We start from the raw sequence: 14,365 nt of genomic DNA, 5'->3' as shown, positions 1-14,365 counted from the left end.
ATCTAAAACCGAAATGTCGTACGCAGGTTGAAAACATTGGTGTCCAGACTGCCGCTGGATCGGGTGACATCGTCGAAATTCTGCCGCAGTGCCTCACCGCTGATAACGAAATTCTCGCCAATCGGATAGGCCAATCCGATTCCGTAAACCGCTGCCGTGTCACTGTCGACCGACGTATCAGCCCGCGCCGCGCCTACGACCACGTATCCCAGAGCGTTACCGAATTCATATCCGCCACGCAGTTTCAAGCTGGTCATGCTGTCGAGACTGCCCTGAGACTGGCCAAGGTTCAGGGACAGCCGGTTATATTCCAACTCACCGCCCAGAACGAAATTCCCAAAGTCCTGATCATAGCCCAGATGCGCACCAAAGGCCGTATCATCGCCATTCGCACCGCCCGGACCGTCGGCATCTGCAAATCCAAAACTGAACCCTGCATACCCGCCAGTCCAATCCTCAGCCGCAACAGGGCTAGCTCCGGCGATCAATATCGCAACAACAAGGACGGAAAAAGGGTTCATAGTCGGGCTCAATGCAACACCGCTCTGGTTTCGATCAGAGGCATGACTTCAATTCAATCTGTGACCTGCTGGTCATAATTCAACTCCGCTCAGCAGACCTTGGAAGTAAGTGAATGCAGTATAACAGATTTCTTCCAAAACGGGTGAAAATCTCGGCGTTTGGTTCTTTGACCCCAAAAGCCCTAAGAATTGTTCATGTGAATAATTATCAAAGGTCGCAAATAGAACAGATTGTGTCGCCGCGTTTTGGAATGGTCGCGCAAGACGTTGAGGGGCAAAATGGCAGACGACGACTGGAAAATCAGCCTGATCAGCCGCACCATTGGGGCAGATCGCGGCCGTGCCGCACGGGGACGGCCGTAAAGGTGTGCTTGCTGACACCTTAAGACATCACTCAACGACCGGATTCTTGAAATGAACGACCAACCCCGCAATTCATCGCGCAGTGGCGGCCGCGCCGCGCGCCGTGCTGCCCGTGCAACCGCACTGCCCGAGCACCTGCGACCTGTCCGCCCCGGAATGGAAGGCGGCGTCCTGAATGTACTGACACAGGCGCAGATCGAACGCATCCACGAAGCAGCACTGACCGCGCTTGAAACCATTGGCCTGGCGGACGCCCCGCAAAGTGGCATTGACTATCTGGTCGGTGCAGGCTGCACCTTGGGCGACGATGGCCGTATCCGTTTCCCGCGTGCCCTTGTCGAGGACACGATTGCTAAGGCGAACCGCTCGGTCACTTTGTACAGCCGGGATGGAAACACCGATCTGGAATTGTCCGGCACCAAAGTGCACTACGGTACGGCCGGAGCCGCCGTGTCCATGGTTGACGTGCACGGTCGGGAATATCGTCATTCCACCGTGCAAGATCTGCACGATGCCGCACGTATCTGCCAACAGCTTGATAACATTCACTTTGTGCAACGGCCAATGGTTTGTCGTGACATCGCCGACAACCTCGAAATGGACCTCAACACGATTTACGCCTGCTGTTCGGGGTCCTTCAAACATGTCGGGACATCCTTCACCGAGCCAAGCCACGTCGCTCCGGCGATGGAGATGATCTATATGATTGCGGGCGGTGAAGACAAATTTCGCGAGCGGCCCTTCGTTTCGAATTCGAATTGCTTTGTTGTTCCTCCAATGAAATTCGCGACAGAAAGTTGCGAAGTGATGGAAGCGTGCATCAAGGCCGGAATGCCAGTCTTGCTGCTATCTGCCGGTATGGCCGGAGCTACAGCGCCGTCAACCATCGCCGGTGCGATCACGCAAGCAACGGCGGAATGCCTTGCGGGATTGGTTTATGTTAATGCCGTAAGTCCCGGTGCTCCGGCGATTTTTGGCACCTGGCCATTTGGTCTGGACCTGCGGACCGGTGCCATGTCGATTGGTTCAGGGGAACAGGCCCTTCTGACCGCCGGATGTGCCCAGATGCACCGGTTCTATGACTTGCCGGGCGGTGCTGCGGCTGGCGCATCGGATTCGAAACTGCCCGATATGCAGGCCGGCTGGGAACAGATGTGTTCGAATGTCATGGCAGGTCTGTCCGGTCTGAACATGGTATATGAGGCGGCCGGGATGCATGCCTCGTTGCTGGGGTTCTGCCTGGAAAGCCTGATCCTCAGCGACGATCTGATCGGACAGGCGCAACGCTGTGTACGTGGAATCGAAGTGACGGATGACACGCTGGCACTGGATCAAATGGCGGCGGTCTGCATGGGCGGCCCAGGCCACTATCTGGGGACTGACGCAACGCTGAGCCGGATGCAGTCAGATTACGTCTATCCGACATTCGGAGATCGCTCCTCGCCGAAAGAGTGGGTTGAGCTTGGCAAGCCCGATCTGGTGGAAAAAGCTGTGGCAAGGAAAGAGGAAATCCTTTCCACCCCTTCCCCAGCAAGGTTCGACCCGGTTCTGGACGCCGAACTTCGAAAAAAATTCAAAATCCATCTTCCCGCTTAAGGTGATGGAAAAGGCGGCCCGAAATGGACCGGGCCGCCTGTTCATACGATGCCTACCCGTCACTGGGCGGCAGCAATCCTGCCTCCTGCGCGATCGCGACCTCGTCCGCATCCAGCGCTCCGTCACCATTGGCATCCATGGCCGAGAAGGTGTCTGCGTTGACTTCCGGTACGACCGCCTGAATTTCCTCGATGGTCAGCAGACCATCGCCGTTGGTATCGGCTGAGGATTGGGCCGAAGCAACGCCGGGCAAGCCCAGAACGGCCATGGAAAGCCCGATCAAATAATGCGATTTCATTTCAGTGCCTCCTGAAAGGTGTGTTTGTGTTTACGTCCGGACAGCGCCCAGAAGCACATGGACGCCCCTACGCGTCACGCGTTTTGGTAGAACTTCGTGATTTCACGCCAATCTTTGCGTGTTTGCTCGAGTCGGGTTTGCGGTTCACCGCCTGAAGAAAACCATGAAACCGTTGTCGGCGGCTCTTGCCCGACAGGACCACCTCAATCCGGCAATGTGGCGCTTATCCGGGACGACTCGGTGGGTAAAAAAGAAAGGGGGCCGAAGCCCCCTGTCAGTTTCGCCTTCCAGGCTCATTTCGTTGACCGCCCGGTGTTTTTTTGCCTGCGGCCTGGACTGCGCGTGGGGCGAGCGCACCCGCCCCGTGAAAGAGTGGGAAGGAGCAAATATTCCGCCCCACCCTGTTCCCGGCCAACACGGGCATGTCGGCCGAGTGGAGAAAGGTCAGTCGGTAAGTCTCAGACCTGTTCTCCGTATTCGTCGGGGTCAGTTACTTAGGGCAGCGTCCGACCCCTACGCCCCGGGGTGCCGGGGCGTTAAAGTCAGCTACACCCGCTTGTCGCGCCGCAGGTGTTGCACTTCATGCAAGTGCCGTTACGCACCAGCGTGTAGTTTCCGCATTCGCCACAGGGGTCGCCCTCATAGCCCTGCATCTTGGCTTTGGTGCGGGCGTCCATTCCGGTTGCCACTGCCGTTTCGGTGGCAGGCGCTTCGAACACAGTTGCTGTTTCCGACATTCCGGCCACGTCGCCATAACTGCCGTTTAACACCATCAAATCCTGCGGCAGACGCTTGCGCAGATACCCGGTCGAGCTGATTTGTTTCAACACTTCCAAAGACTTGGACGCCGCAGTTTCACTGATTTCCGAGACATTGGAAACGCCTTCCTCTTCTCCGCGGCCAAGATCATCAAAGGTAGCACCCTCGGGTTTCACATGGGCGAGATCGGTACGGTCCAGATAAGACACGGCCAGTTCGCGGAAGATGTAATCCAGGATCGAAGTCGCGTTCTTGATCGAGTCGTTGCCCTGCACCATCCCTGCCGGTTCGAACTTGGTAAAGGTGAAGGCGTCGACAAACTCCTCCAGCGGCACGCCATATTGCAGGCCGACCGACACGGCGATGGCAAAGTTGTTCATCATCGCCCGGAAGCCAGCGCCTTCCTTGTGCATGTCGATGAAAATCTCGCCCAATTGACCGTCTTCAAACTCACCCGTGCGCAAGTACACCTTGTGGCCGCCAACGATTGCCTTCTGAGTATACCCCTTGCGGCGATGCGGCAGTTTCTCGCGATGGCTGCGGATGATTTCCTTGACCACAACTTTCTCGATCACCTTCTCGGCGAGAACGACGGCTTTTTCCTGTGCAGAGCCGCTTTCCAGCACCTCGGCCGCCTCGTCATCATCCTCGACCAGCGCAGCCGCAAGGGGCTGAGACAGTTTCGAGCCGTCGCGGTACAGCGCGTTGGCCTTTACACCCAGCGACCAGCTAAGCTCATAGGCCTTCTGGCAATCCTCGATTGTCGCATCATTCGGCATGTTGATCGTTTTGCTGATCGCGCCCGAAATAAAACTTTGTGCCGCCGCCATCATGGTGATGTGGCTGTCAACCCCAAGGAAACGCTTGCCTTTCTTGCCGCACGGGTTGGCGCAGTCGAAGATCGCGTAGTGTTCTTCCTTCAGATGCGGTGCACCTTCCAGAGTCATGGTTCCGCAGACATGATCGTTCGCCGCGTCGATATCCGCCTTGGTAAAGCCCAGATGGCGCAGCAGATCAAACGTTGGGTCATTCAGCTTGGTCGCTGGAATGCCCAGAACACCGGTGCAGAAATCTTCGCCCAGTGTCCACTGGTTGAAGACGAACCGGATGTCGAAGGCGCTTTCCAGCGCGGCATCCACCTTGGCCAACTCGTTCGGGCCAAAGCCATGACCCGTCAGTGAAGTGTGGTTGATCCCCGGCGCGTTGCCGATGGTGCCGTGGCCGACCGCATAGGATACAATCTCTTCGATCTGCGACGAGGAATAGCCAAGCTTTTCCAGCGCAGAAGGTACCGAGCGGTTGATGATCTTGAAGTAACCGCCGCCTGCCAGCTTCTTGAACTTCACCAGCGCAAAATCGGGCTCGATTCCCGTGGTGTCGCAGTCCATCACCAGACCGATGGTGCCGGTGGGGGCAATCACAGTGGCCTGTGCGTTGCGGTAACCGTTCTGCTCGCCAAGGCTCAGCGCCTCATCCCACGCCGACATGGCCAGATCGACCAAACGCTTGTCGGGGCAGTTACCATGGTCCAGAGGCACCGGCTTGACGGCCAGCTTCTCATACCCCTCGGTCACACCCTGCGCCGCGCGGCGATGGTTGCGGATAACGCGCAGCATATGGTCGGCATTGCGCTTGTATCCCTTGAACGGGCCAAGCTCACCGGCAATTTCAGCTGAAGTGGCATATGCCACACCGGTCATGATCGCGGTCAGGGCACCGCAGATCGCCCGCCCCTCGTCCGAGTCATAGCTGTAGCCCATGTTCATCAGCAGGCCGCCAATGTTTGCGTAACCCAGGCCCAGAGTGCGGAAGTCGTACGACAGCTGCGCGATTTCCTTTGACGGGAATTGCGCCATGGTTACCGAGATTTCCAGCGTCAGGGTCCAAAGGCGCGAGGCATGCATGTAGTCGGCTGCCTGGAACTCACCATCCTTGAGGAAGGTCAGCAGGTTCATCGAGGCCAGGTTACAGGCCGTGTCATCCAGGAACATGTATTCCGAACACGGATTCGATCCGCGAATTTCACCATCTTCGGGGCATGTGTGCCATTCGTTGACCGTGTCGTGGAACTGGATACCTGGATCGGCACAGGCCCATGCAGCGTGGCCGACTTTCTCCCACAGGTCCCTCGCCTTGACCGTCTTGGCAACCTTGCCATCGGTGCGGTTGATCAGCTCCCAATCGGCGTCTTTCTCAACAGCGGTCAGAAACGCATTGGTCACGCGGATGGAGTTGTTCGAGTTCTGGCCCGAAACCGAGCTATAGGCTTCCGAGTCCCAGTCCGTGTCATATGTCGGGAATTCGATGCTGTCGTGACCCTGCTTGGCATAATCCAACACACGTTTGATGTAAGTCTCGGGGATTGCTACCTTTTTCGCCTCGCGGATCGCCTTTTTCAGCGCTTCGTTCTTGTTGGGATCATAGGCATCCTCGGCAGCACCGTCCCATGAGCGAATGGCCTCGAAAATACCGTTCAGCATCTTCTCGTGCATCTTCGATCCGGCAACGATCGAGGCCACTTTCTGCTCTTCGATTACCTTCCATTCGATGAATTGTTCGATATCGGGGTGATCCGCATCGACAATAACCATCTTTGCTGCCCGACGGGTTGTCCCGCCTGATTTGATCGCGCCAGCGGCGCGGTCGCCGATCTTGAGAAAGCCCATCAGGCCCGAGGATTTGCCGCCACCCGACAGTGCCTCACCTTCCGCACGCAGATGGCTGAAGTTGGTCCCGGTGCCCGAGCCGTATTTGAACAACCGTGCTTCGCGCACCCACAGATCCATGATGCCGCCTTCGTTCACCAGATCATCATCGACGGACTGGATGAAGCAGGCATGTGGCTGCGGATGTTCGTAGGCGGATTTGGATTTGGTCAGTTTGCCGGTCTTGTAGTCGACATAGTGGTGCCCTTGCGCCGGACCGTCGATTCCATAGGCCCAGTGCAGGCCAGTATTGAACCATTGCGGGCTGTTTGGGGCGGCGCGCTGAGTCGCCAGCATGTACCGCATTTCGTCGAAATAGGCGCGCGCATCCTCTTCGGTCGAAAAGTAGCCACCTTTCCACCCCCAGTATGCCCACGCACCGGCCAGCCGGTCAAAGACCTGCTTGGAGGAAATTTCGCCGTCGAATTCAGCATCTTCAGCGGGAACCGACCGCCAAAGGAATTCGGGTACGTCTTTTTCCTTAACTTTCTTCAGTTTGGACGGAACACCAGCTTTGCGAAAGTACTTCTGGGCGATTACGTCACTGGCCACCTGCGACCAGGATGATGGAACTTCGATCCCTTCCAGACGGAATACAATGGTTCCATCAGGATTGCGGATTTCAGATGTCGCAGACACAAAATCCAGTTCCGAATAGGCATCCTGATCTGGTTTGGTGAATTTTCTTTCAATCTTCATGTCCGCAGCCCTAGTTAAATTCCGCCTAATTTTCGGTTCACGGCACTACATTTTGAGTTGCGGAGCACCACCCGCAACGCCGACAGAAGCGCGCAAAGGTACTGGTCGCTGTTTTGGACAGCGAAAAAGCCGTTACAACGGCTGCACGTTAATAGACTGTGCTTATCCGACCCTCGCCTGTTGCCGTCCCGGCTTGAACACCAGATATTGTGGCAATCTCTTCGGCTCATACAATTTGACGTATATTGCCATAGAAGGTCAACGCCCTTTTTCAGCCAAATTTGAAATCTTTTTTGTTGACCAGACCCAGACACGAGGGGTGTGAAACTCAAGGTCCGATTCCTCCACAGGCTCGCCTTCGGCAAATTCTCGGTCACATCTCGAAGTCTCAAATCGAATTACCGTTTTTACCAGCATAGTTATCTGTATTTGATCAACCAACGCCGCGCTGGTTAGGCTGTAAAGGAATCATCTTCGCCGGGTCTGTCGAACCCACGCTGAACGACCAAAGGTTCACTTCGGAATGAGAAAGGCCAAATGAATGAAGTTGCTTCGCTTTATCCCCGCGTTGGCCTGTATCGTGGCCTGCACGCCACAAGAAACGCCCACCCCGTCACGTAGCGCGCTGTTCGAAACGCAGCCTCAAAGGTTGTTTGAGGCATTTGAATCCAGTTGTTCTGGACCCGGCAAGGTATTTGAGAAAATCGGCAAACAGGCTTTTGAGTGCAGCGAATACCTGCCCCCAAAAGCGGCAGCCTATTTGATTCTGAACTATGACGGATTTCCGCAGGACCTGCCCCAAAGTGTCATGCGCCTGACATCGTCAAAAACAGGTTCCGGCTATCGCGTCGACGCACGATCGTACTTTAAAGTGCCGCAGAAAACCGGAGCAATCGTTGAGGTTCCACTGGAAAGTGACGCGCTGGATCAGGCGATCAGCTCGTTGTATCTGGCGATGGGCGGAACGCCCACATGAGAATGTGAAGGAAGTGGTCGGGGCGGCAGGATTCGAACCTACGACCCCCTGTACCCAAAACAGGTGCGCTACCAGACTGCGCCACGCCCCGGACCGTGCGCCTTCCTAACGATGACAATCTGATTTGAAAAGCCCTAACAGGGCCAAATCGCAGGACCTTGCGAAAAAATTTCGTGCTGCATCTGAGTGCCGACGCCGATAGAGTAGCGCGCGGACAATCCGGCATTGATTTCCAGCACCGCAAAAACGGCATCCCCACCTTCAATCGGTGTCAGATCGCCGGGAATCGCACTCTCATGCACGTGTGACACTGTGCCCGTACGGTCCAGAAATATCATGTCGAGCGGAATCAGTGTGTTCTTCATCCAGAACGCGACAGGTTGCGGTGGATCGAACACGAACAGCATACCGGATCGATTCGGCAACGACTCGCGAAACATCAACCCTTTTGACCGTTCCTGAGGCGTAACCGCCAATTCCACGTCAAATCGGATTGTCGAGCTGTCGTTTCGGAGAGTGATATGATCAACGCTGCACGCAGCAAACGCCCCCCCTGTCCACAGTGTGATCAGAAGTGTCCAGAATACCAGAAAACGAGTCATCGAAGTGTCAGCCGTCCAGCGCGGCTTCCCAGGCGAGAACCTGCGCCGCCATTCGGCCGCGCTTGCCATCAATTACGCGCATCGCAAGCGCCTCTCCGGGCTGGAGGTCAGCAAGCCCCGAGCGCCGCAACACTTCGATATGCAAGAACACGTCTTCACCGCGCCCAAAAACATTTGCGAACCCGAAGCCCTTGCCTTTGTCGAACCACTTCACCCGCGCGGCCTCCAGAGGGGCTTCTGCGATAGCGTCTGGATCCAACTCGGCGAAATCGGCCAACATCATCGACTCGGCGCGCGCTGGCGGGTCAATTGCAACAACCTCAACCGCCTGAACACCTCTGTCCGTGCGGTGTGTCATGATCTCGATACCCGCTCCGTCCGCGACGGAACTTTGGCCGAAATTGCGCAATACGTTCACGTGCAACAGAATATCCGGGCCGCCTTCGTCAGACACAACAAAGCCGTATCCCTTGGCGGGATCGAACCATTTCACGTGTCCACGGACGCGATACATGTTGTTCAGGTCTTCTGGCACGGTTTTCCCATCGCGAATTTTAGCAGTTCGTTAAGGGTCTGTTGTTTATGGGATTGGCGGGCAAATTCAAGCTGAAAAAATCGTTTACTTTCTGCCTGTTGCATTTCACGACACGTGAACGTCATGGATTCAACCTTTCAACATGCCATGCCGATCCCGGCTCAATTCGTTTCCATCTGAACCGGTCATGCAAGCGAAATGCTCCATCAGCCCAGAACTCAATCTCTGTCGGCGTTAATCGGTACCCGCCCCAGAATGGAGGACGAGGTGGATTCGGCCCAAGTTTAGCGGTCACTTTCGCGACCTCTGCCATCAAAGCTGTCCGACTTGAAAGCGGTTGTGACTGCTTTGAAGCCCAGGCACCCAACCGGCTTTTCAATGACCTTGATGCATAATACGCATCAGCCTGGGGCCCGTTTTCACGACATACTGTACCACGAACACGAAGTTGACGCCGCAAAGATTTCCAATGCATTACAAATGCAGCTTTTTCCGACGTATCCAGCTCACTCGCTTTGACGCTTTCGTAGTTTGTATAGAATACAAATGAATCCGCTTCGATTTCTTTCAGCAGAACCATGCGTGCATTTGGCAAACCATCCGGGTCAACGGTTGCAAGCGCAATCGCATTCGGATCATTCAATTCAGTTTCTTCAGCCTCAGCTAACCACCGGGCCGCAATTTCAAACGGATCGGAGCCAGCAAAGATGCCATCACGCTCGGTCATTTCCATCCCCTGGAAAGTATTAATGACGAGCCTAAGGCGAGAACCCGCTGCGAGCAAGAGCGCACGGCCTTGATGCAGCGCTACCAATGGCATAAACCATGCCAATCTAACGCGAAGACAGGCGGAGAACCAAACATGTCAAATCAGTTGATGGCCGGCAAACGTGGCCTCATCATGGGACTGGCCAATGACAAATCAATCGCATGGGGAATCGCCCGCGCCTTGTCCGAAGCCGGAGCTGAACTTGCCTTTTCTTATCAGGGTGACGCTTTAAAAAAACGTGTGGACCCGCTGGCTGCGCAATTGGGCAGCGAAATTGTTCTGCCCTGCGACGTGAGCGATGAGGCTTCAATTGATGGGCTTTTCTCGGCGCTGGAAGAGAAATGGGGCAAGCTGGACTTTATCGTTCACGCCATCGGGTTTTCTGACAAGAACGAATTGCGTGGACGTTATGTGGATACCAGCCGGGCCAACTTCACGCTGACAATGGATGTCTCCGTCTATTCGTTCACCGCGGTTATGCAGCGCGCGGAAAAGATGATGTCCGAAGGCGGCAGTGCCATAACACTGACCTATTACGGAGCCGAGCAGGTGATGCCCCACTATAACGTGATGGGTGTTGCCAAGGCCGCTCTGGAAGCGTCGGTCAAATACCTGGCCGAGGACCTGGGCAAGGACGGTATTCGCGTGAACGCGATCTCGGCCGGCCCGATCAAAACCCTGGCTGCCAGCGGCATTGGCGATTTTCGCTACATCATGAAATGGAACGAGTACAACTCTCCGCTGCGCCGCAACGTGACCATTGACGATGTCGGCAAGTCGGCCCTGTACCTGCTGTCGGACCTCAGCAGCGGCGTCACCGGAGAGAATCTGCACGTGGATTCGGGTTACCATATTGTCGGAATGAAGGCCGTTGACGCCCCTGACGTGGAAAAAGGTTAAGAACATGAGCGCTAAGGACCGCCTGCCGCACGAAAAAGGATTTCACATCAGCTGGGACCAGATCCACCGCGACTCGCGCGCATTGGCGTGGCGTCTGGACGGGCAAGGCCCCGATGATGGCAGCTGGCGTGCTGTTGTGGCGATCACCCGTGGCGGCATGGCCCCTGCGATGATCGTCAGCCGGGAACTGGATATTCGTACCGTCGACACGGTCAGCGTGAAATCCTACCACCATCAAGCTCAGGGTGAGGCGGAAGTTCTGAAAGCACCCGATGCCAAGTTAATGGGCGACGGAACCGGAATTCTGATCATCGACGATCTTGTGGACAGCGGGAAAACCCTGGAACTGGTTCGAGAGATGTATCCGAACGCGCATTTTGCGACGGTTTATGCCAAGCCCAAGGGACGCCCTATGGTGGATACGTTCATCACCGAAGTCAGTCAGGACACATGGATCTTTTTCCCGTGGGACATGGCCCTTCAATATGTCGAGCCCTATCGCGGCACCGATTGAAATCAGATCAGTAGGCAGCACATGACGCTCAGCCGCACCGCCGCAACATTCGCGCCGCCAGTGATGGAAGCGCGCCGATGGCTCGAGGGTGTTACGTTCCCGCCCGAACGTCCGTTGATCAACGTCAGCCAGGCGGCGCCGGTTGACCCGCCGCCGCTGGCGTTGCGCGAGGCTATGGCCGAATTTACCGTGCGCGAAGACCATGCGCATCTTTATGGCCCTGTGCTGGGAAATAATGATCTTCGCGCGGAACTGGCTGCGCAGATCAGCGCGCATTACGCAGCAAGTGTTGAGGCATCTGAGGTTGCAATTACCTCAGGCTGCAATCAGGCGTTTTCAGCAGTGATTTCGGCCATCACCGGCGAAGGGGATGAGGTTATTCTACCAACCCCTTGGTATTTCAATCACAAAATGTGGTTGGATATGTCCGGTGTCCATGCAGTTGGCCTGAAGACCGGCGACGACTTACTGCCCGACCCTGAGAGCGCACGCGCGCTGATCACGGACAAAACACGTGCCATCGCTCTGGTCACGCCCAATAATCCCGGCGGCGTTGAATACCCGGCAGACCTTGTCCGCGCCTTCTTTGAGCTGGCGCGCGAAACCGGAATTTACCTGATCGTCGACGAAACCTACCGTGACTTCGACAGTCGCAGCGGGCCGCCACATGACCTGTTCCAGCAACCTGACTGGGATCAGACGCTGATCCACCTTTATTCCTTCTCTAAGGCCTACAGGCTGACGGGTCACAGGGTCGGTGCCATTGCAACGGGCCCTGCGCTTTTGGCTGAGGTCGAAAAGTTTCTCGACACCGTTGCCATTTGCCCTGGTCAGATCGGACAGTTCGCCGCGCTTTGGGGTATGCAATACTTGTCGCAATGGCTGGCAGGGGAACGCGACGAAATACTCGACCGTCGTGCTGCCATCCTTGAGGGTATGCCCGCGCTGGAATCCGAAGGTTGGCGCCTTTTGGGACTTGGGGCGTATTTCGCCTATCTGGAGCATCCGTTTGACATTCCGTCTGACGAGCTTGCCCGGCGTTTGGTGCGTGAAGCCGGTGTTCTGTTATTGCCCGGTACCATGTTCATGCCCGCTCACCACCCGGACGGGAAACGGCAAGTGCGCATTGCATTCGCCAACCTCGACCGCACAGGTTTGGGCCAATTGTTCAAACGATTGCAGGGCCTGTCCTTCTAAGCTTGCCCCCCGGCGGTGTGCGTCGTATTCAAGGCGGCAACCGACAGGGCAGAACGCTGCCGAAATAACAAGAGGGCACCATGGCCGCAGGCGCTAAAAGTCTTTCGAAAACCTTTGTCTGGATTCTGATGGGCATGCTGATGCTGGGGCTTGCGGGGTTCGGCGCGGTCAACCTGAGCGGCACAGTCCGTACTGTGGCGCAAGTTGGTGATGAAAGCATCTCGATCGATGATTTTGTCCGCGAGTTACAGCGCGAGATCCGCGCGGTTGAGGCGCAATCGGGTCAGCCCCTGCAAATGTCGCAGGCACGCGATCTGGGGCTGGATCGCAATGCGCTTGCCCGCCTGACGGCCTTGGCGGCGTTGGACAACGAGGTGAGCCAGCTCGGGATTTCCATAGGCGATGAGAACCTGCAAAAAGAGATCGTGTCAGTTCCGGCCTTTCAGGGCGTAGACGGCAGTTTCGACCGCGAGGCATACCGCTTTCAGCTTGAACAGGTCGGCATGACGGATTCCGAGTTCGAGACGGACCTGCGCAAAGAATCCGCCCGTACGATCGTTCAAGGTGCGATCATGGGGGGTGTGGAAATGCCTGCCACCGTGACAGAAACGATGGCCAACTACATTGGCGCCCGTCGCAGCTTTACCGTTGCGACGGCAGGGGCCGAGTCATTGGAAACCCCCGTGGCCGAACCGACTGACGCGCAGATTCAGACCTTCTATGACGAAAACGCTGAACAGTTCACCCTGCCCCGTACCAAACAGCTGACTTATGCGATTCTGTCTCCGGCTATGTTGGTGGACACGGTTGAGGTTGACGAAGATTCCCTTCGCAAACTTTTTGAAGAGCGGTCGGACGAATATAATCAACCGGAACGCCGTCTGGTTGAGCGCCTGAATTTCCCGGATGAACAAGCAGCCAACGACGCCAAGGCGCAACTTGAGGTCGGCGGAACGACCTTTGAACAACTGGTTCGTGACCGTGATCTGGAACTTTCCGATATCGATCTCGGCGACCTGACGCGTGAGGATCTGGGCGAGGCCGCCGACGCCGTGTTCGCGGCAGAGCTTGATGCTGTTGTCGGCCCTCTGCCATCGGTATTTGGCCCCGCCCTGTTCCGTGTCAACGGATCCCTGGCTGCAAACAGCGTTCCCTTTGAGGAGGCCGAACCGGCCCTGCGCGAAGAACTGGCGACAGAACGCGCCCGCCGCCTGATCGAGTCTCAGTCCGAAGACATAAACGACATGCTGGCTGGCGGTGCGACTCTGGAAGAACTGGCAAATGAAACCGAAATGGAACTGGGTCAGATCGACTGGACCCGAGACAGCGCCGAGGACATAGCGGCCTATGACGGGTTCCGCGCGGCGGCCGAAGCCGTGCAAGAAGGAGATTTCCCTGAAATCGCATTTCTCGAAGATGGATCGATCTTTGCCTTGCGCCTGAACGACGTTCTGCCGCGTCGCCCTGAACCACTGGAAAGCGCACGCGACCGTGTCGCCGCTGCCTGGGTACAGGCAGAGACCAACAAAGCCTTGCTGGACAAAGCAAACGCCGCACTGAGCCAACTGGCCACTGATGGTGACTTCGCTGCGACTGGCCTGCCCTTCCGCGTTGAAAACGCACTGACGCGTACCGCGTTTCTTGATGACGTCCCCGCCAGTTTCATGAATGAAGTGTTCCAGATGGAACTCGGTGAGTTGCGCGTCATTGGAGGAAATGGTGCAGCCTTGCTGGTGCGTCTGGACGAGGTTCTGCCCCCCGAGGATTCCGACGAACTGCGCCGGTTGCGCGACGCACTGGCAACGCAGATGGATCAGGCGCTGTCGCAGAATATTTTTGACGCATACGTACGGGACGCTCAGACCCGCGCCCGCCCGGTCGTGGATCAGCAGGCGCTAAACGCCGTGCAGGCGAGCTTTTAAGCGAGACCA

12 protein-coding genes and 1 tRNA gene are annotated in these 14,365 nt (G+C 56.5%); 6 read left to right on the top strand and 7 right to left on the bottom strand.

The window, feature by feature from the left end; all coding sequences use genetic code 11:
• Positions 1-2: 2 nt before the first annotated feature.
• Positions 3-521: an outer membrane protein gene (locus ACR0CE_RS02650; protein WP_480485535.1), complete on the bottom strand. Its 519-nt coding sequence runs from the start codon at positions 519-521 to the stop codon at positions 3-5.
• A gap of 414 nt (positions 522-935) precedes the next feature.
• On the opposite strand from ACR0CE_RS02650, the gene ACR0CE_RS02645 reads away from it, so the two are divergent.
• Complete coding sequence (locus ACR0CE_RS02645) at positions 936-2,480, top strand: trimethylamine methyltransferase family protein (RefSeq protein WP_480830797.1); 1,545 nt, start codon at positions 936-938, stop codon at positions 2,478-2,480.
• A gap of 52 nt (positions 2,481-2,532) precedes the next feature.
• Here the strand turns inward: ACR0CE_RS02645 and ACR0CE_RS02640 are convergent, their stop codons facing one another.
• Entirely contained in the window at positions 2,533-2,778 is a 246-nt protein-coding gene (locus ACR0CE_RS02640) for an EF-hand domain-containing protein (protein ID WP_209596397.1), read from the bottom strand.
• A gap of 542 nt (positions 2,779-3,320) precedes the next feature.
• A complete protein-coding gene (locus tag ACR0CE_RS02635) occupies positions 3,321-6,941 on the bottom strand; it encodes a vitamin B12-dependent ribonucleotide reductase (protein ID WP_480830796.1) in 3,621 nt (1,206 codons plus the stop codon).
• Between the two features lie 541 nt (positions 6,942-7,482).
• Between ACR0CE_RS02635 and ACR0CE_RS02630 the strand changes: the two genes are divergently transcribed.
• Complete coding sequence (locus ACR0CE_RS02630; protein ID WP_267365347.1) at positions 7,483-7,917, top strand: hypothetical protein; 435 nt, start codon at positions 7,483-7,485, stop codon at positions 7,915-7,917.
• 14 nt (positions 7,918-7,931) lie between these two features.
• On the opposite strand, the gene ACR0CE_RS02625 is transcribed toward ACR0CE_RS02630, so the two are convergent.
• The 4 genes from ACR0CE_RS02625 to pdxH form a co-directional block, all read right to left on the bottom strand.
• Positions 7,932-8,008, bottom strand: a tRNA-Pro gene (locus ACR0CE_RS02625).
• Between the two features lie 43 nt (positions 8,009-8,051).
• Positions 8,052-8,519 (bottom strand): DUF192 domain-containing protein, encoded by a 468-nt coding sequence (locus ACR0CE_RS02620; RefSeq protein ID WP_480830793.1) that lies wholly within the window; start codon positions 8,517-8,519, stop codon positions 8,052-8,054.
• Positions 8,520-8,526: 7 nt separating this feature from the next.
• Entirely contained in the window at positions 8,527-9,033 is a 507-nt protein-coding gene (locus ACR0CE_RS02615) for a cold-shock protein (RefSeq protein ID WP_245220458.1), read from the bottom strand.
• Positions 9,034-9,175: 142 nt separating this feature from the next.
• Positions 9,176-9,781, bottom strand: coding sequence for a pyridoxamine 5'-phosphate oxidase (pdxH, locus tag ACR0CE_RS02610; protein WP_480830792.1), 606 nt, complete (start codon positions 9,779-9,781; stop codon positions 9,176-9,178).
• A 135-nt stretch (positions 9,782-9,916) separates the two neighbouring features.
• Between pdxH and fabI the strand changes: the two genes are divergently transcribed.
• The 4 genes from fabI to ACR0CE_RS02590 all read left to right on the top strand — a co-directional run bounded on the left by fabI (position 9,917) and on the right by ACR0CE_RS02590 (position 14,356).
• Positions 9,917-10,723, top strand: coding sequence for an enoyl-ACP reductase FabI (fabI, locus tag ACR0CE_RS02605; RefSeq protein WP_267365343.1), 807 nt, complete (start codon positions 9,917-9,919; stop codon positions 10,721-10,723).
• Between the two features lie 4 nt (positions 10,724-10,727).
• Positions 10,728-11,237, top strand: a complete 510-nt coding sequence (gene gpt, locus ACR0CE_RS02600) for a xanthine phosphoribosyltransferase (protein ID WP_267365342.1) — start codon at positions 10,728-10,730, stop codon at positions 11,235-11,237.
• Between the two features lie 21 nt (positions 11,238-11,258).
• Positions 11,259-12,434 (top strand): aminotransferase, encoded by a 1,176-nt coding sequence (locus tag ACR0CE_RS02595; RefSeq protein WP_480830790.1) that lies wholly within the window; start codon positions 11,259-11,261, stop codon positions 12,432-12,434.
• 80 nt (positions 12,435-12,514) lie between these two features.
• A complete protein-coding gene (locus tag ACR0CE_RS02590; RefSeq protein WP_480830788.1) occupies positions 12,515-14,356 on the top strand; it encodes a SurA N-terminal domain-containing protein in 1,842 nt (613 codons plus the stop codon).
• The last annotated feature ends 9 nt before the right edge of the window (positions 14,357-14,365 follow it).

Source organism: Ruegeria sp. L11, assembly GCF_056531755.1.
This window is presented reverse-complemented; position numbering and strand designations above follow the sequence as displayed.

Excerpts from the sequence above, each read along its gene's own strand:
- ACR0CE_RS02620 (WP_480830793.1), bottom strand. The coding sequence starts at position 8,519 with ATGACTCGTTTTCTGGTATTCTGGACACTTCTGATCACACTGTGGACA.
- ACR0CE_RS02590 (WP_480830788.1), top strand. The coding sequence starts at position 12,515 with ATGGCCGCAGGCGCTAAAAGTCTTTCGAAAACCTTTGTCTGGATTCTG.
- ACR0CE_RS02630 (WP_267365347.1), top strand. The coding sequence starts at position 7,483 with ATGAAGTTGCTTCGCTTTATCCCCGCGTTGGCCTGTATCGTGGCCTGC.
- ACR0CE_RS02615 (WP_245220458.1), bottom strand. The coding sequence starts at position 9,033 with ATGTATCGCGTCCGTGGACACGTGAAATGGTTCGATCCCGCCAAGGGA.
- pdxH (WP_480830792.1), bottom strand. The coding sequence starts at position 9,781 with ATGACCGAGCGTGATGGCATCTTTGCTGGCTCCGATCCGTTTGAAATT.
- fabI (WP_267365343.1), top strand. The coding sequence starts at position 9,917 with ATGTCAAATCAGTTGATGGCCGGCAAACGTGGCCTCATCATGGGACTG.
- ACR0CE_RS02650 (WP_480485535.1), bottom strand. The coding sequence starts at position 521 with ATGAACCCTTTTTCCGTCCTTGTTGTTGCGATATTGATCGCCGGAGCT.
- gpt (WP_267365342.1), top strand. The coding sequence starts at position 10,728 with ATGAGCGCTAAGGACCGCCTGCCGCACGAAAAAGGATTTCACATCAGC.
- ACR0CE_RS02635 (WP_480830796.1), bottom strand. The coding sequence starts at position 6,941 with ATGAAGATTGAAAGAAAATTCACCAAACCAGATCAGGATGCCTATTCG.
- ACR0CE_RS02595 (WP_480830790.1), top strand. The coding sequence starts at position 11,259 with ATGACGCTCAGCCGCACCGCCGCAACATTCGCGCCGCCAGTGATGGAA.
- ACR0CE_RS02645 (WP_480830797.1), top strand. The coding sequence starts at position 936 with ATGAACGACCAACCCCGCAATTCATCGCGCAGTGGCGGCCGCGCCGCG.
- ACR0CE_RS02640 (WP_209596397.1), bottom strand. The coding sequence starts at position 2,778 with ATGAAATCGCATTATTTGATCGGGCTTTCCATGGCCGTTCTGGGCTTG.